15 protein-coding genes are annotated in these 17,446 nt (G+C 39.6%); 3 read left to right on the forward strand and 12 right to left on the reverse strand.

What is annotated here, in order from left to right; translation table 11 throughout:
* Positions 1 to 19: 19 nt before the first annotated feature.
* The 3 genes from MTN96_RS05705 to MTN96_RS05715 form a co-directional block, all read right to left on the reverse strand.
* Positions 20 to 1,045 (reverse strand): energy transducer TonB, encoded by a 1,026-nt coding sequence (locus MTN96_RS05705; protein ID WP_248530931.1) that lies wholly within the window; start codon positions 1,043 to 1,045, stop codon positions 20 to 22.
* Between the two features lie 391 nt (positions 1,046 to 1,436).
* Positions 1,437 to 3,185, reverse strand: a complete 1,749-nt coding sequence (locus MTN96_RS05710) for a DNRLRE domain-containing protein (protein WP_248530932.1) — start codon at positions 3,183 to 3,185, stop codon at positions 1,437 to 1,439.
* A 648-nt stretch (positions 3,186 to 3,833) separates the two neighbouring features.
* Positions 3,834 to 5,741: a beta-ketoacyl synthase gene (locus MTN96_RS05715; RefSeq protein WP_064385486.1), complete on the reverse strand. Its 1,908-nt coding sequence runs from the start codon at positions 5,739 to 5,741 to the stop codon at positions 3,834 to 3,836.
* A gap of 124 nt (positions 5,742 to 5,865) precedes the next feature.
* Between MTN96_RS05715 and MTN96_RS05720 the strand changes: the two genes are divergently transcribed.
* Together MTN96_RS05720 and MTN96_RS05725 are read left to right on the forward strand one after the other, a co-directional pair.
* Positions 5,866 to 6,876 carry a GlxA family transcriptional regulator gene (locus MTN96_RS05720; protein ID WP_008131596.1) on the forward strand — a complete coding sequence of 337 codons (1,011 nt, stop codon included), beginning with the start codon at positions 5,866 to 5,868 and terminating at the stop codon, positions 6,874 to 6,876.
* A gap of 75 nt (positions 6,877 to 6,951) precedes the next feature.
* A complete protein-coding gene (locus tag MTN96_RS05725) occupies positions 6,952 to 8,178 on the forward strand; it encodes an EAL domain-containing protein (RefSeq protein WP_004587820.1) in 1,227 nt (408 codons plus the stop codon).
* A 44-nt stretch (positions 8,179 to 8,222) separates the two neighbouring features.
* Here the strand turns inward: MTN96_RS05725 and MTN96_RS05730 are convergent, their stop codons facing one another.
* The 3 genes from MTN96_RS05730 to MTN96_RS05740 are packed head-to-tail and all read right to left on the reverse strand — an operon-like array spanning position 8,223 to position 11,261.
* Positions 8,223 to 8,735 (reverse strand): MgtC/SapB family protein, encoded by a 513-nt coding sequence (locus MTN96_RS05730; protein ID WP_248530933.1) that lies wholly within the window; start codon positions 8,733 to 8,735, stop codon positions 8,223 to 8,225.
* Between the two features lie 17 nt (positions 8,736 to 8,752).
* Positions 8,753 to 9,862 (reverse strand): GNAT family N-acetyltransferase/peptidase C39 family protein, encoded by a 1,110-nt coding sequence (locus MTN96_RS05735; RefSeq protein ID WP_008131593.1) that lies wholly within the window; start codon positions 9,860 to 9,862, stop codon positions 8,753 to 8,755.
* 4 nt (positions 9,863 to 9,866) lie between these two features.
* Positions 9,867 to 11,261 (reverse strand): RimK family protein, encoded by a 1,395-nt coding sequence (locus MTN96_RS05740; RefSeq protein ID WP_055253303.1) that lies wholly within the window; start codon positions 11,259 to 11,261, stop codon positions 9,867 to 9,869.
* Positions 11,262 to 11,566: 305 nt separating this feature from the next.
* Between MTN96_RS05740 and MTN96_RS05745 the strand changes: the two genes are divergently transcribed.
* Entirely contained in the window at positions 11,567 to 11,908 is a 342-nt protein-coding gene (locus MTN96_RS05745; protein ID WP_248530934.1) for a zinc ribbon domain-containing protein YjdM, read from the forward strand.
* 101 nt (positions 11,909 to 12,009) lie between these two features.
* Here the strand turns inward: MTN96_RS05745 and MTN96_RS05750 are convergent, their stop codons facing one another.
* From MTN96_RS05750 to secD, 6 genes are all read right to left on the reverse strand, one after another.
* Positions 12,010 to 12,453, reverse strand: coding sequence for a HEPN domain-containing protein (locus tag MTN96_RS05750; protein ID WP_248530935.1), 444 nt, complete (start codon positions 12,451 to 12,453; stop codon positions 12,010 to 12,012).
* Positions 12,454 to 12,555: 102 nt separating this feature from the next.
* Positions 12,556 to 12,762, reverse strand: a complete 207-nt coding sequence (locus tag MTN96_RS37270) for a KTSC domain-containing protein (RefSeq protein ID WP_369128000.1) — start codon at positions 12,760 to 12,762, stop codon at positions 12,556 to 12,558.
* Between the two features lie 117 nt (positions 12,763 to 12,879).
* Positions 12,880 to 13,749, reverse strand: a complete 870-nt coding sequence (locus MTN96_RS05755; protein WP_248530936.1) for a DUF2971 domain-containing protein — start codon at positions 13,747 to 13,749, stop codon at positions 12,880 to 12,882.
* A 245-nt stretch (positions 13,750 to 13,994) separates the two neighbouring features.
* Positions 13,995 to 14,471 carry a GreA/GreB family elongation factor gene (locus MTN96_RS05760; protein WP_248530937.1) on the reverse strand — a complete coding sequence of 159 codons (477 nt, stop codon included), beginning with the start codon at positions 14,469 to 14,471 and terminating at the stop codon, positions 13,995 to 13,997.
* 117 nt (positions 14,472 to 14,588) lie between these two features.
* Entirely contained in the window at positions 14,589 to 15,521 is a 933-nt protein-coding gene (gene secF, locus MTN96_RS05765; protein ID WP_248530938.1) for a protein translocase subunit SecF, read from the reverse strand.
* Positions 15,514 to 17,352, reverse strand: a complete 1,839-nt coding sequence (secD, locus tag MTN96_RS05770) for a protein translocase subunit SecD (protein WP_248530939.1) — start codon at positions 17,350 to 17,352, stop codon at positions 15,514 to 15,516. Before secD ends, secF begins: the two co-directional genes overlap by 8 nt.
* Between the last annotated feature and the right edge of the window lie 94 nt (positions 17,353 to 17,446).

The raw sequence follows: 17,446 nt of genomic DNA on the forward strand, positions 1-17,446 counted from the left end.
ATTACCAATAAAATACTTTTTATAAAAAGCTTTTACCAGTTTGTTTTAAAGTAACCGTTTGCGCCTGTGCACTTTTAATTAATAGCCCACAACGAATATCATTTTTTGAAATTAATATTTTATCAATCTCATTGGTATTATAATCAACGACTTTGTTTTCACAGCGAAGTTGTACTTTAGATAACGGTTTACTCGCACTAAGTTCAACCGTACCTTTAGAAAGTAAAGGTAAAACCGCTTTTTCAGACTCAAGCGTTATTTGCTGATTTATAGCGCCAGAGTTTTTATAAATGTCATTCACTTGTGCAAGTAATTGCGCTCTATTTTCCTCGCTAAACGTTATTGATTCAATATCGCCTAATGCATCAATTGCATCGTAAGCACGCACGTAGTCTTGTTTTGAAATAAACCACTGTAAGGCATTTTTAATAACACGTTTTTTTATTTGATCCGGTAAGTTATCTCTAAACAAAAAGGCTTCATAAATTGACTTATCAAAGCTTTTCCAATCTTGCACAAAGTAGCTATGTTGGCTTTTAAGCCAAGCCAGTAAAACTATTTCGACTGTGTTTTTAGTGTGTTCGTTTTCAAGCTCAGTAATATACGTTTTAGCTTCATCGTACTTTTTATCATCAATAAGCTGGCTGGCTTTCTCATAATCGTCAAAAAACGCCGGGGATGCCTGATCGTTCGAAAAACTAGCATGTACATTTTGCGAGCTTACCGTAATAGTTTTCGCCGTAGGCACGGCACTGCCATTTATCTGTGCACTTTTATAATTAAGCTTAGAAACATAATCGAGAACTTCTCGTTGATATTTTTTTTGACCAAGCGAAGCCACAATTTCGATATCACTCACCAGGCCGTTTTCATCAACCACGTAGCTACTTAAATTAATCCCTTCTAACCTCGATGCACGCGGCGAGGTATTAGTGAGCTGGTCGTAATTTTTATTAATAATTTCAGCAGCTACAAAATCATCTGCTGATACTGATAAGTGAGTAAAGGTTGAAGCGAGAGAAAGTGCTAGTAAAAGTTTTTTCATCGATATATCCATCCTAGATTATGTTTCTATTATAAAAACAAAGGTACTCCATAAATGCAAGTTAATCCATAAAAAACACGTCATTTTTTAATCAACTTTATAACAATCCACTTCATTAAGTGAGCTATTATGAGGCTGGAAAACGTGTTTTTAGCTAGGAAAAGAGTTGGCTATTTAATTATTATAATTGAGAATTTTAACGCAGGTAGCGACATGTTTAGCCGCGCAAAATGACTGAGTATAACGGATTGGTATTATTATGGCTTTTATAAAAGACACAGGCATAAAAAAAGGCGCCTTAAACAGCGCCTTTGCTACACGTTGCTAAGTAAATAGTTTAAATCAGTATTCATTTTTATGTAGCCGGTTACCCTAAATTTTAATACTAATTTTACTCTTGGTTTTTCCATACTTTGACATAATCAACAAGCATTGTGGCCACAAAATCATCATCAATATTACGAGTATTACCGTCCCATCCACCGACTTGTAATGATAAGATCACATATGAGGGTAAGCTGCCAATCCGCTCGCTTTCATGTTCCCATACTTTTTCACCATCGATATACATTCCAACGTAATTAGGGGCCCAATGCATACCAAATAGATGAAAGTCATCTTCTGTTTCATTAAGGTAAAGTTTATCTGACTCTACTGATGCATGTTTACTACCGTATCCATCCCAATGTAGAGCAGCCCAACTGACACCGCCTCCCCACACGCCTAAATACTCCATAATATCGAATTCCATACCCCTACCAAAAGTGGTTGATGTATCGCCCCACACATCTTTAACCAATAAAATAGGCTCCTCGCCATAGTTTTCTTTAGCATACTCACCACCACGAACTGTTGCATCATCAGTTATTCCTATATTTGTGTCATTAACAATAAGTACAGGCCTATCAGCTGAGTTTTCTGCTTCATTACTGAATATTTCTAAAAGCTGTTTTCTCATATAGTTATCGACTAAGGCAAAGCTGGCATCACTTCCCGCATTTTTCTGCTTCTGAATATAATCAGTAACATCAACCTCAATAATATCACCAGATGAAGCACCATAACGGTGAGTAAACCAAATGGGGTCAATCTTCGGCTTTGTATCCCACGTTACTGTACTCTGAGACCAACCACTCGAAAGTGTTTTATGTACCGCAACACTGCTTTTATTTGTTGCTTTAGAGACCTTGAGCTTTAGAAGTGCTGAGTCAACCGTATCTGATATATCATCAAGACTAAATTTCAATAAAGCTTGGCGCCTATAAGTATCACTCCCATAAATTCCTTTATCAGCTAACAGCCAAAAAGCAGGCCACGTACCATGTATTGAGTCATACTTAATCTTGGCTTCGAAGTATCCATATTGCTGTCTAAACTGGCCAAAAGTACTGATCTCAGCCCCTTTATAATGATGCGTTTTATCTCCTTGATTAAAGAGTTCTCGTTCGGCTTTGAACATCAGCATACCGTTTTCAACACTAATATTTTCACTTCCTGCATTAGCAGCAATGCCACTCATACCTAAGTATTGCTTGCCAACTTTCCACTTATCAGGGTTGAGGGTGTTTTGGTTAAAGTCATCTTCAAAAGTAAGTACCCAATTCCCTGGCGCCGGAGGGTTAGTAGTTACAATCGATTTATTCTCTTTAAAGTAGACTGAATCCATATAAAATATACCTGTACCGTAAGGGCCCTGAATACCTACTGCGAGTACATTCTCTCCTTCGTTTAAGTTAAAGTGTTTAAGGTGTATTTGAATTGTATGCCAAGTGTCATCTGAGTAGTCATTATGTCCTGGCTCGCCATTAATGGTCCAAAACTCGCTATTAGAATCATCTAGATTTATCTTTAAAGAGTTTTCCCCCCTACGAAACATAAGGGTCCCTTTACTACCTGACTTTCGGTATATTTTTGCTTCGAGGATGGTATCTTCGTATGGCGGTACTTGTGCAATGCGCAAACCCGATTGGGTCCAATGATGGGCTGACATTACGATTGCACTATCGCCATCTGCTACTGGTTCATCTATCTGCGTTAAGCTTGATTCACTGGATGAAGTAGACCACAAAGAGGTGCCATTTTGGGGGTAATCATCAAATAAAACGGTTTCAGCAATACTAATGTGCGGTAGAACCAACAAAATATAAAAGCTAAGTAAAAACTTACCTTTTATCCGACGAATTTTTAAGGTTAATTTCATTGCTATTCCTAAACTAATTAATAATTTGAATATTTACCTAAGCAGAAATTAATCATTAACTGTTCAGGCGTACGTTAAATTTACAAAGGGTTGTAAATAAAGTTCATAGCCAAATTAGTAATTATTTAATTGTAGGAGTAGTTTTGATATGGCTTATCTATTAAAAATAGTATGGAACATCGCTAGTGTTTTTCAATTATTTTTATTGTTTAATACTAATCATAAGTTATTAGTTTTATCTTTTTTAAACTTGATATCATAGAGTTAAAAATATAATTAAATTTTTATTAAAGTGTGTTTTTACCGCAAGAAAATACTTACTATTTATTCATCAATCTAATCGTGGCTTTAACAGTTATGAGCTATAAAGCACCTCTTAAACTCATATAAATGATCACATCTGTTAGTAAGTAGAAAAAACTAAACCAGCGTGATTCGCTATTATTTACAATAAACATTGTCAACATCTAGGTAAAAATTCACAGCAGTATATTTTAATTGCAAAACAGAACACGCCGTAGGTTTAGCTGATTAAAAAGATGAAAAAAAGGCGCCTTAAACAGCGCCTTTGGATTCAAGTATGTGTGCTTAAAACATATCTTGATAGGAGTTGGTTGTATTAAACGAAATTGCTTTATCAAAACCAGGAAGCTCTATGCCGTCCTCGCCAATTACAATGTCGTTATCGTCAATGGCGCCATCACCAAAACGATATACTAATTCGTACTTACCAAGGTCAGCTTGCGCTTTATAGGTGTTTTGCGCAGCAACAACGGATGTGTTTTTATCAGCGTAATCACTCATCGCTTTTTCGCCATGGCGCTTAGCAAGCATTTGTAGTGTTACTTTAGCGCTAAGTACAGTCGCTGTGGCGTTATTACCGCCAAAACCTTTTGAGTTTATAAAGGCTATGTCCATGTCGCCACAGTCGTAATGACTGTTACGTATATCTAAGTGATCTGCATAAACATCGTCGGCAACTTTATCTATGGTAGTAATACCCGGCATAATATTATGACTAAATACACCCAGCGCTATAGCGAGCTGATCGCCACTGGCGGGGGCAATTGTATGCCCTACATAAGCTTTTGGCGCCGTCACTTTCCAGCTATCAATGGCAAACGTTTGTGCCACTTTATGGTAAATAAGTGACTCTGTGACTCTATTTTGCGGCGTGCTAGAACCATGCGCTAAAATAAAGCTGCGCTTTTGTAACGCCTCTTTACCTAATAAGCTTGTTGCAAGCGCTGCAGATTTGGCCATTGTAATGTAGTTACCCGGACCCGGTGAGGTGATTGATTTTTTAATACCATCGGCATTTACAAATACATCAGGCACTGAGCCCATAATATCTGCACCAAGCTCTAGTGCTAACGCATCGTCCATTAAAATGGCCACTTGTGCGCCTTCACCTAATGTAAAGCCACAGTTTTCGCCAAATGGACGGCTGCTTTTACGGTAATTTGGCTCTTGTTCACTGCTTAAATTATCTAAACGGCGCAGGCCTTCAACATTAGCAAGGGCGCTCATATTACCAAAGCCTTCAACTACTTCAGGCGTGATAGCGCATTCAACACTTGCTACTACCGCAACACGGGTGCGCCCTGCTTGAATATCGTTTACTGCAGCGCGTAAGTTATATAAAAATGTGGCACATGCACCCGAGGTAGAAAACGTAGTACCTACATTACCTGTAACGTAGGCGTTTATAAAATCAGTCGACATCGTGTTTAAGCCAAGTGCTAATTGTTTTGTACTAACACGATCGCCCTGCTGGCGTGCTTTAACTAAACCGCCTAATCCTTTGTCGTCCATTTGGCCAATAACCGAGGCTGAATAAGTACCAATTTTATCTGGCTCTACGCTATTCATTATGCGTTGCCAATCAAGACCAGTTGACTTAATAGCATCGTTTGCTGCAAATATAGTGGCTTGCAAACCACGTGGCTGGTAACGGCTGTTATACATTATTGATGGATCAAACCCGGTAGGAAACTGCCCTGCCGATTTAATTGGGTTATCACGGGTAGAATCTAATTTTACATCTAGCTCTGCCGCTATAGTCACTTTTACTTTTTTGCCTTCAAGCTCTTGAACTTTCCAACTGGCAGGCACTGGGGTTGGTAAATCGCGTGCGCGCGTTTCAAACACAATTGCGTTTTCATCAGAGGACTTTAACGTCATTTTTTGCTGCCAAGGCGTGGCATCTGCGTCAAAATGTTCTTTTTCAATTTTACGAATAAGTGTGCCAGCAATAATTTGCTCACCAAAGCGTGCTTCTATGTCGCTTTGCTCAACATTATTACCGTTTGTGTCTTGTAATTGACCATCAACAACGCGTACTAAGTTCATTAATGTGGCGAGGCCTAAAAATGTTTCACTACGAGCTTGTGCGTTTAATGCGTCTAACACGATACGGCGGTAACCTTGATGAAAAGAAGTACGGCCAGCGGCGTTAATACCACCCATGCCTACTATTACGGGTAATGCTGTCATAATTAACCTTTAAAACGTGTTATAGGAGAAGCAAACAGTTTAATTGGATTAACCACAGCACTTTGTGCTTTAATAGCCAAATATTCAGCATTAAAGGCCAAAAAGTACTGGTCGGAGCATTCAGATGCATAAAAAATCAGTAAACCCAGCGTTAAATATTGCCATAGCAGTGTACCCGCATTTACTTATTACCAGTTTAACACTGCCTATTGAAATGCTAAGAGCCGGTGAGGCTTATGCAAAAGGCCATTTAAGCCACACGGATTTTAGACCGCTTAGTATAAATTTAATTGCTAAAAATAATGAGCCAATACAAAACCGTACTGGGCTTGCCATAGTCCCCGACTGCACCACACACAACGCGCCCTACAACGACTTAATTATTGTGCCCGGTATATGGCGAAACCCTCGCCCTGTAGTACGTACTAATAAAGAAGTGGTTGAATGGCTACAAGAAAGCTTTGAAACCGGCAGTCATATAATTGGTGTAGGCACGGGTAATTGCCTAGTTGCAGAAGCGGGCTTACTTGATGGGCATCCTGCAACAACCCATTGGCATTACGCCAAACAATTTAGCAACGACTACCCGTTAGTGCGCCTAAAGCCCGACTTTTTTATCACCCAATCTGAGCGCATGTATACGGTGGCAAGCTTAAATGCCCTTGCCGATGTGATCGTTCATATTATTAGCCAATACTATGGCAAAGCAGCTGCGCAACATGTAGAGCGTAACTTTTCGCACGAAGTACGTAAACCATACGAAGATCAGCGCTACCTTGAAGGCGCGGTTGACCGCCATCCAGATGAACTCATTGCCCAAATTCAGTTTTGGCTTAAAACTAATTTAGCCAGCGAGTTAAACTTACAAGAAGTAGCCGCCCAATTTAGTTTGAGTTATCGTACATTTACCCGCCGTTTTAAGCTTGCAACTAATCAAAGCCCTATAGAATATTGGCAACAATTACGGGTAGAAGGCGCTAAAGAGCTATTAGCTTCATCTAATTTAACGATTCAAGAAGTAGCACTTGAGGTCGGCTATAACGACCAAGGTCATTTAACCCGCGTGTTTAAAAAAGTGCTTAGCCAAACGCCAAGCGAGTACAGAAAAGTAGTACGAAGAAAACTATTTGGCTAATACAAAGCTGCATTTAAGTGGCTTTTTTCCTTATATAAATTACACTATTAGCTAAAATCCTAGCTAGGTTATTGTATGAGCGATGAAATAAAACAGCACCTTTTTGAACAACAAAATAATGGCTCAGTGGACGAAAAGTTATTAAGGTTACTTTCGCTTGTGCGCAAACATCTTAAAATGGATGTGGCGTTTATATCAGAATTTACACAAACAGATCGGGTTTTTAAGGTGGTCGATAATCATACCGATAACCACTGCGTATCAGTAGGTAATTCAGATCCTATTTGTGAGACTTACTGTAAAAAAATTTCAGACAACGACCTTGAACCAATAATTCCTAACACACATAAACACCCTATTACTAAGACTATGCCGGTCACCAAAAAATTAAATATAGGCGCTTACATAGGTGTGCCGATTGTTTTAGCATCAGGCAAAACGTACGGTACCTTTTGCTGTTATAAAACCACATTTGATGACAACTTAAATGATAGAGATCTGGCTTTTTTAAAACTAATTTCAGAGCTTGCTACCGAGCTCATTGAACAAAGATCACAATCAGAGATCATAAGTAATGAGACAAAAATACTGATTGAAAATATTATAAAAACAAATGCCATCACTATTTATTTTCAGCCCATTTTTAACCTAGCGACGAATCGGCTATCGGGTTATGAATCGCTTTCACGCTTTTTTACTCAACCTTACAAAACCCCCGATGTATGGTTTAAAGATGCCGACAACTTAGGGCTAGGTGAAGCCCTAGAAATTCTTGCTATACAAAACACCCTGCATTGTATGGATGAACTTGCTCCACATGCCTACGTGACTATAAATACATCCCCTGCACATATATTATCGGGCTCAATTAATAATGTATTACAAAATGTTGATTGCACCCGCATTATATTAGAAGTCACAGAGCACTCGCCTATTTTAGATTACCAAGCTATGCGCGCGGCACTTGAGCCATTGAGAAATAAAGGCGTAAAATTAGCTATTGACGATGTAGGCGCTGGGTTTTCGTCTTTTCAGCACATATTGGAGTTAGAAGCCGATATTATAAAACTTGATATAAGCCTGACTGAAAATATAAATAACGACCAAAGAAAGTTTTTACTCGCAAAAGCATTATGTGGTTTTGCAAAAGCAATTAATTGTACGATTGTAGCTGAAGGTATCGAAAATAAAGAAGAGCTTCTCACATTGAGGCAGCTAAAAGTAGATAACGTCCAAGGCTACTTTATTGGTCGCCCTGCGCCTATTAACGAGGCAATCGAGTACCAAGCAGTCACGCTTTAGCTAATACACTCATATAATAACGCCACTAAATTAGTGGCGTTAAATCAGTGGCTTTCTGGGTCGTTAAAGTCTTTTCGGTAGTAACGTTTTTGATAATTTTTTACTTTAGTGTGCACGCCTTTGCTTAGGCTTTTAAATTTTGCCTCCAGTACATCTACACCGTATAAAATACCAACCACCAGCACCGAAAGTTTAATGGCAGCACCTAAATTGTCGGTGGCTATCATTACGCCAATTGAGGCAAGCACCCAAATGGTTGCAGCAGATGTCACCCCTACTACAGCGCCGTCTTTTGCAAGCATGACCCCTGCACCTAAAAAGCCAATGCCTGTAATTATTTGCCCCACTACACGCGAATGATCAATCACATCGCCTTGTAAGTTAAACGCGGTTGATAAAAACAAATACGTGCCCAGCGTTATGAGCGCAGATGTACGGATACCCACAGGTTTACCGCGCAATTGCCGTTCTAAGCCAATTATTGCACCGCAAAAAGCGGCGGTGCCAATGGCTGCCCACGAATAAGGCGCTACATCAATTAAATTTAAAAAAGTCACTCTTTACTTAAAACCTATTAATTATTAGCAATGGCCACTGCGGTTCTTAAACGTTGGCTACCAAATGCTGACATTTTACTAAAATCACTGCGCGCTATAGGTACGTACTGGCAATCTATAGCGAGTTGTTTGTCGCTTCCTGGCTCGCAAAACGGGTCATGAACATACACGCAGTGCTCATCAAGGTGGGTAACGCACACCCAATGAGGTGATTTTTTACCATCAAACCGGTATGTGCTAATTAGTAACAGCACACTAAAGCCTTGACTTAACCACTGTTCAATATGCTCAAGCTCTACATCTTTATAGCTAAGTGGTATATTTGCCTGCGCTATACCCTCTACAAATTGTTGGTGTACTGTTGAAAGCACCACTTTTTTATTTTCACTGCGTACACCATCTAAAAACAAAGGCTCTGTGGTATTTACCATTACCTCGCTTTTAAAGCCGCGTTTATTAGCCGCAAGTGCTAAACCAAACGGATGGCAACCACCGTGGCCCGATGTCATAAAAATGGTGGTGCTTTCGCGCCAAAGAGCCAGCTCATGTGATTGGCTAAGCTTAGTTGTTGGCTTAAGTGCCCCCATTGCCATTAATAACGCCGCAGGCCCACAGGTAAACTCGGTAGTTTGTTGGTACCACGGCGTTAACCGCGCTACTTTTAGCTCACTCGTTTGGCGAATATTTTTTTGCATTCGCAGTGCATCACTGTGATCGTCATAATAATCACTATATTGACCAAACACTCTGTAACCCAAACTTTTATAAAGCCCTATCGCACTTTCGTTATTTACCGCCACTTCTAATCGTAAGTAAAGTCGCCCACGCTCGCTGGTTTGTTTTTCAAGCGCAGCTAATAGCATTTTGGCAATGCCTTTACCTTGCATTGTGGGTAGTACAGCAAGCGAATATAAACGTGCTAAACGTGTGCCTTTATGGCACCACACCAGCCCATAGCCGCATACTTGCTCGCCATTATTGGCAACGAGCAAAATACCGTGCTTAGCATTTAACCAGCGCTTTAAGCTACGCGGGCTCAATTTATCGTTATTAAAGCAAGTATTTTCAACGTCAATCAATGCGTTTAAATCACTGCTAAGTGCCTGTCGAATAACAAGGTTACGCATGTTATTACCCACGGCCTCGCGCTTCTAAACGTTGTTTAAATTCGTCCATAATGATCATGTATAGCTCGTCGCCTAAATAGCCATCTTCTACTTTGTGATCAATACTTGGATTGTCATTTACTTCAAGCACATATGCTTTGCCTTGATGTTCTTTAACATCTACGCCATATAAGCCTTTGCCCACAGTTTTACATGCTTTTAAAGCGGCATCTAAAACAACTTTTGGTAACTCAAAGGTAGGTAGCGTTTCAAAGCCACCAGAGAAAAACCGTTTAGCATCGTGATTATAAATTTGCCAATGATTACGCGCCATTAAGTAGCGACACGCATAAATAGCGCGGCCATTTAATACACCTACTCGCCAATCGTATTCTGTGTACATGTATTCTTGTGCAAGTACCAATGCGCTATATTCAAACAGCTCGGTTAGTTTAGCTTCAAGCTCACTGCGGTTTGCAACTTTAAACACCCCTTTAGAAAACGACCCTTCAGGCATTTTTAAAACCAGCGGATAGGTAAACGCCTCTTCTAATTGCTCAAGCGTTTGCGCTGATTGATCAGCCACTACCACCGTTTTTAAACTGGGCACTTTTTGATAATTAAACGCATCGTGTAAATACACTTTATTACAACAGCGTAAAATAGATTCAGCATCGTCAATAACCACTAAACCTAGGCTTTGCGCTTTACTTGCAAGGCGGTACGTTGGGTGGTCAATCGCTGTAGTTTGGCGAATAAATAACGCATCAAACTGGGCAATGTTGTCTATTTCTTCAAAGCTTAATGCTTGAGCATTAATACCATGCTTAGCCGCTGCTTTTATAAAACGGGCTATGGCATCTTTATCGCTCGGTGGTACTTTTTCGTTATGATCAACAAGGATTGCCATATCCCATCTAAAACGGCGCTGCACAGTACCAATGCGCCATTGGGTTTGAGTAAACGTATTTAGTTTTGCTACAAAATTGCTGTATTGCTCATCGTTTAAAGTGCTAAGCGAACCTTGCTGTAACAAGCCTTGTTCATCTACATATAAAATAGGCGCTGGGTATTGCTTAAATACCGATTTAGCCGCTTTGCTTTGTAGCTCGTTTAAGGCATTACCAAAGTAAATTTCGCCATCAATCGAGCCAATATTTAACATAGGAGCTTGACCGCTTCGAAGCGCGTTTATTGTTTTAACACTGGGTAACACCTGGTGTTTGCGGGCCTCTGCAAGCAAAGAGCAATAGTAACCCTTACTCAAGTATTGGCTTGAGTCGCATAAATTAATAATGCGGGTTTTAGGTTCATTATGTTTTGGGTAATCACGTAAGTAACTATTAAACGAAATCACATTGTCGAACGATTGAGCAAGTGTTTGCTCGTTGTTATCAACCACTATTAAGGTTTTAAACACGACTTTTCCTAGTTAAGTCAGAAATATAAAAAGCATGCCTAATAAAATACTCAGCACTATAAATAGAAACACCCATCGTACTAAGTGGGCATTGCGCGTATCACTTAATACGATGGGTGCTTTAACAAATACCTACTGTAAGTGTTAGCGCTTAAATTGCTTAAGCGACATCTGCTTTATATGCCCTTTTTAAAAACCACACAAACGAGATATTTTTAGCGTGAAGATAAAAAATATTGATTAACTATATTTTCCTATTAATGCAGATTAAAATACGCAAAATTACTACTTTATGAGCGTTATAAATGTCACATCCTGCCTGCCCACAGTGCAAATCTGAATATGTTTACGAAGACCAGCAACTGCTTATATGCCCTGAATGCGCCTACGAATGGAACCCAAACAGTACAAACAATGAAGACGCAATTTTAGTTAAAGATGCCAATGGCACTATGCTAAGTGATGGCGATAAAGTAACCGTAGCCAAAGATTTAAAAATTAAAGGCAGCTCACAAGTCATTAAAATTGGCACAAAAGCAGTCGTAAGGCGTGTGCTTGATAAAAAAGATCACGAGCTAGATTGCAAAGTAGATGGTATTGGCGAAATGATGGTAACAGCAAAGTTTGTGAAAAAGGCTAATTCGTAGGTCGGATAAATGGCGAAGCCATGCCATCCGACAATTAATTTATAGATAGGTATCATCATAACTGCTATTACCTCCCCTGCAGTCCACCTCAGGGCGTGTTGCTAGGAATACCTATCGACTAACTCTGCAACAAATGGCCATGAGTGTTTACACAAATCGACATCTCGATCTCTGGATGGTGATTTTTGACCATGCATTAAGTTGCATCGAACTTGATAGATAACCATTAAAATTGATTTTAATTTAGAGACAGCGCAATCAGTAGAATTAAAAATATCAATGTCTGTTTGGCTACTTTTGCCGTTACCCCGCATATCTATTACAGGGCGAGTCATAAAATATGTTATTTCTATTTGATGATTGTCAAGTAACTCTTGAGCTACTTTGAGATCTACATTCGTATCAATAAAACTCTTAATAGAATCAACTTCTGTTTTTGAACTCGAATTACTATAAAGGCTATTGAATCCCATCCAGCAATTACTTAAGCAATCGATAGGGTCGTTTTGATTTAACCCACGTTCTAACCACTCTATAGATTTCACCTAGACTCCATGTATGCCTATCGCTTCAAGCAGCAAACACTCGTTAGCACGTCGTGCTACGAAATGGTGTTGCGCCTTAGATTTGTTAAGAGTTGAATTATGCTAGCAATCATATTTGTCTTTGATATAAGCATGATAATAACGGCCTACTGAATTTGCATTTATGAATTCTTGAAATACATGCTCAGGCACACGACAGTAATTGTAATACGGATCACTATCTTCAAAATCGATGTACATTCGACTTATGGATGCGTCATAGCCAATCTTTCTTATGGCTGATGACCTTACATTTATCCAATTGATCATGTTCACTCCTTTGGACTTTTAACGCCGTTTTAAGCGGCAAATTGCAGTTGGCTAAAATAAGTGAAGCACGAACAAAAAGCCAACGGTTATCTGTCCGAGTTTACGACTTGGTTAACTTTACCAACTCTTAAAAGGAATTTTTGAATGCTTAATGTTCACCCCCTTAAATCCATTGGACTCCAGAAGCATCGAAATCGAGCTAACACAACTGTGTGCGCTTGGATTTGGACCAATAATCACCTCTGCAATAGCATCCTTAGAGAATGTTAAAATGGGTAAACTTAGGTAAGGGATCAGATGGCTCCCGCCTACCCTAAATAAAACCCCATCGTCTGGATTTTCGGAAATAATTCTCCACTCAGATTCCTCATGAAATCCATTATTTTTAAATCTAGGTGCTAGTTTGGTAAGCCCATCACAAAGGTTCTTTAAGGCTAAGTCTGCTTGTACCTTTCCTTCACCTTTTGTCACGTACTGATGATAATTCAACTCATGATTTACTCTAGATTTAGTTTCAAATTTATCATAATCACTTCGAGTGACCGATGGCATAGGAAATTCATTTTTGCATCGGTTTAATAGTTGTAATACCTCTTTCTTTTGCTCTTCTTCGCTGTAAATACACTTACTTAAATATAGATTCTTGGTACGGCAAAAATCTTCTAAAATGTCACGCTTGAAGCCAATACAACCCCCTCGGCCTGGTGGGCAATAGCCACGCCACTGGCTTAATAAATCAGACTTTTCACTAAAAGATGACACATAAACATCATTATGTGTCATTTCATCTAAGGCTTTACGAATAGAGAATCCGAATGGAGATAAATAGTCATCTTCCATATAAATGTTAGTTGATACATTAATCGGAAATTCAAGAGCATGTATATACTCTAATGAGTCGTTTAAGTACTTACAGTGACTAGCCCAAATACTTTTACTATTAATAACTCCAAGCAATCCTTCAAGGCTAGTGTAGTGATACAGCATTGAACCTCCTGTAAAGTTAACCGCTTATTGAACACCATTTTAATGATTTATAGCACCCCAAAACGGCGTATATTACTTACCTCAATAATTCCACTTAATAACTTTAATGTAAGCAGGTAATTAGCTTGTGTATTAGAATTGGTTCTGAGGTTTTGCACCAAAACGACTTTTAATAGTGTTATTAAACAAAATTACCTTTGTCGGATGGCGCTTCGCTTATCCGACCTACATATAAAACTAGTGTTTTATAAAATTTCTACTACCTCGTATTCGTGGTTTTTGCCTGCAATGGTTAGGCTTACTTCATCATCACGTTGTTTGCCTAAAAGTTGTTTACCTAGTGGTGCTTCGGCTGTAACAACTTGAATAGTTTGTCCTTTTACTTCAACCATTAACCCGCCTGCGGCTGGGCCTAAATAAAACCATTTTTGTAGGGCGTTTTCATCTTCTAGGCAAACGAGAGAACTTATAATCACTTTATTGTGAGTGGGCTCTTTAAAAATGGCTTCAAATTGTTTAATGCTTTTGTAGCAATCGTTTACACGCTCGGCTTGCCCTTGTGCTAAATAAGCGGCCTCGAGTCCTAGGGTATCGTACTGCGTTTCTGCAACGCTTTCTTCGTGAGTGGCGGCGTCGTGCGCGGCTTTTGCTGCTTGTTTTGCACTGTTTAATTGTGCTTCGAGTGCAAATTTAAGGTGTTCTATTACGTGGGATTTATTCATGAAAGGCGCTAATAACCAATACGGTAAACTATGTGGTTAATTTTAACGTTATAAGGCGCTTAAAACCATTATTTTAAGCGCCTGTATTTTAATGCAGATTTTTAAAAGCATTTATTGCTAGGGCATATCGAGCAACGCTTGCGTTTCTGCATCTTGTTTTTCTTCGTAATTTTTAGCACTTAACCCTAAAAGCTCGGGCAACGTGGCGGCAATACAAATAGATGAGAACGTGCCTACTACAATGCCGGTAAATAGCGCGATAGCAAAGCCTTGTAATGGCGCACCAGCGAGGAGCCAAACACTTGCAACTGTAGCAAGTGTGGTACCCGATGTAATAAGTGTGCGCGTTAAAGTACTTTTTATGGCGTTGTTAATAATACTTGCGGGGCTAAGCGCATTATTAGATTTAACACGTAAAAGCTCGCGTACTCTATCGCCCACTATTATAGAGTCGTTAAGTGAATAGCCTATAATGGCCAGCAAACTGGCAAGTACGGTTAAATTAAACTCAATATTTAATAGCGAAAATAGCCCCAGTACCAGTAATAAATCATGCACTAGCGCAACCACAGAGCCAACAGCTAAACGCCATTCAAACCGTACAGCTAAATAAAGCATTACTGCAACCATGGCTGAAAACAGGGCTAAACAACCTTGTTCAAACAGTTCATCACCCACTTGCGAGCCAATATACGCTGATGATAAAACCTCGGCGTTAATATCTGCATTTTGTGTAATGGCGCTTTGCCAATCACTACTATTTGCTGTTGAACCGCTGGGCGCTTCGCGTAGTTGAAAGTGATTATTCCCTTGTGCGGTTAGTTCAAACTCGCCATTGTGATTTTTAGTAATAAATTGCTCAAGTTGTTTTAGCTCAACACCTTGGCTGGTGGTAAATTCTGTTAGGTAACCACCGGTAAAGTCGAGCCCAAAATTAAGCCCTTTTTGACTAAGCGTAAATACCGATAGCAGTACAAGTATAGCGCTCAAAAGCATGCCCGAAAAACGCAGACGTGTACCCGCCTCGCCCTTTAAAAAAGTGTTAAGCATGTGCATTTACTCCTGCTTTTTTAGCCATTTTTAAATATACCGTTTGGCTTAGTACTTTTGATACGTACACGCCAGTAAATACCGAGGTTATTAAGCCAAGTGCCAATGTTATAGCAAAGCCTTTAACCGGTCCGTAACCTATTCCATATAAAATAAGCGCGGTGATCATGGTGGTTATATTGGCATCAAATATGGTGTTAGCGGCTTGCTTGTAACCTTCTTGAATAGCTTGATAAGCAGAGCGGCCTTTTCTACGCTCTTCTTTTATTCGCTCAAATATAATAACGTTTGTATCTACCGCCATACCAATGGTAAGTACCAGCCCGGCAATACCCGGAAGTGTTAACACAACCCCTGGTAATAACGACATTAGCCCCACAAGCGACGTTAAATTTAATAACAGCGCTACGTTTGCAATAAGTCCTAAGCGGCGATACCACATTGCCATAAAGGCAAGTGTAATACCCATGCCCAGCATCAATGCGGCCAAGCCGTTAGTTATATTTTCTTGACCTAGGCTTGGGCCAATTGTTTGCTCGTGCACAATAGTAACCGGTGCAGTTAACGAGCCTGCGCGTAATAATAGTGCTAGGTCGGCCGCTGCTTGTTGGCTTTTCATATTGGTAATACTAAAACGTGAACTTAAATGCTGCGCAATATTCGCCACATTTATAACTTCGCTTTTTTTTACCGTTTCACCTTTAGCATTTTGAGAGTACTCAGAGTAAACCGTGGCCATAGGTTTACCAATATTTGCTTTTGAAAACGCTGACATGGCATCGCCGCCTTGTCCATCAAGGCTAAGTTGCACAAGGGGTTTACCCCAGTCATCGCGCCCTATGGTGGCGTTATTAATATGCTCACCGGTAAAAATTGGCACTGGGTCAAGTTTGATGGTCCCGCCCGATTGCATATCAAATGTTTGCCCACCAATTTCTTTTAACTGATAAAACCCAAGTGATGCAGTTGCGCCTATAATGCGCTTTGCCTCTGTTGGGTCTTGCACGCCAGGTAGCTCTATGCGTATACGGTTTTTACCTTGGCGCTGAGTGACGGCTTCGGTAATGCCTAATTCTTCTATACGTGAGCGAAGCGTTGTGAGCGTTTGGCTCATAACTTCTTTATCAAAGTTGCTTCGCCCTTGCTCTGAATAGGTGAATTTTGCATTTTTAATATCACCATTACTGGTTGTTGAAACTGCTAAATTAGCAAAGCGACTTTGTAGCTCATTGATTACCGGGGTAAGCTTTTTCGCTCCATTTGGGTGTGCATTTATTTCAAAGCCGTGCCCTGTTTGCAGCACTTTAAGGCCGTGCGCTTTTTGCTTAATGATAATTGATTTTGCTTGCTGGTACGCACTGACTAATTGCTCATCAATTGCTTTATCTAAATCTACGTCGAGTACAAATAACACACCGCCGTTTAAATCTAGTCCCAATTTTATTGGCGATAAACCAAGCTCTTGCAGCCAAAGTGGGCTCGTTGCATGTTCTACAATTTTAACTTGCGTGTTTGGATACTGCGCCTTTATAACCGCTTGCGCTTGTGCGCTTTTAGTTGGCTCGTTTAACAAAATATTTATAGATGTTTGATTATTTAGCCCTTGCTCAACTTTTAAGCCTTGGTTATTTAAAAAAGTAACTAATGCATTAGTACTTGGCACAGCTTGTGTTTCGCTATGAGGTGCATTGCTTACATGTAACCACGATTTATTAGGGTATAAGTTGGGTAATGCGCTAATGGCTAATAAAACCAGCACAATAAGCATGGCTATATAGCTTAATTTAAATTTAGCCATAAACGGCTTGTGATCTTTTTTTACACTTAACATGGTGTTTCCTTATTACCAGAACCGGTAACGTACTTTTTAAAAGCACAATTAATCTCAAGGCCTAAACGTAAAACGTTAAAACCTAATAAAAATT

Source organism: Pseudoalteromonas sp. 2CM28B (genome assembly GCF_023161935.1).

Bases quoted from the DNA above. Each gene is read 5' to 3' on its own strand.
- MTN96_RS05705 (WP_248530931.1), bottom strand. From the start codon at position 1,045: ATGAAAAAACTTTTACTAGCACTTTCTCTCGCTTCAACCTTTACTCAC.
- MTN96_RS05715 (WP_064385486.1), bottom strand. From the start codon at position 5,741: ATGACAGCATTACCCGTAATAGTAGGCATGGGTGGTATTAACGCCGCT.
- MTN96_RS05720 (WP_008131596.1), top strand. From the start codon at position 5,866: ATGCATAAAAAATCAGTAAACCCAGCGTTAAATATTGCCATAGCAGTG.
- MTN96_RS05725 (WP_004587820.1), top strand. From the start codon at position 6,952: ATGAGCGATGAAATAAAACAGCACCTTTTTGAACAACAAAATAATGGC.
- MTN96_RS05735 (WP_008131593.1), bottom strand. From the start codon at position 9,862: ATGCGTAACCTTGTTATTCGACAGGCACTTAGCAGTGATTTAAACGCA.
- MTN96_RS05745 (WP_248530934.1), top strand. From the start codon at position 11,567: ATGTCACATCCTGCCTGCCCACAGTGCAAATCTGAATATGTTTACGAA.
- MTN96_RS37270 (WP_369128000.1), bottom strand. From the start codon at position 12,762: ATGATCAATTGGATAAATGTAAGGTCATCAGCCATAAGAAAGATTGGC.
- MTN96_RS05755 (WP_248530936.1), bottom strand. From the start codon at position 13,749: ATGCTGTATCACTACACTAGCCTTGAAGGATTGCTTGGAGTTATTAAT.
- MTN96_RS05760 (WP_248530937.1), bottom strand. From the start codon at position 14,471: ATGAATAAATCCCACGTAATAGAACACCTTAAATTTGCACTCGAAGCA.
- secF (WP_248530938.1), bottom strand. From the start codon at position 15,521: ATGCTTAACACTTTTTTAAAGGGCGAGGCGGGTACACGTCTGCGTTTT.
- secD (WP_248530939.1), bottom strand. From the start codon at position 17,352: ATGTTAAGTGTAAAAAAAGATCACAAGCCGTTTATGGCTAAATTTAAA.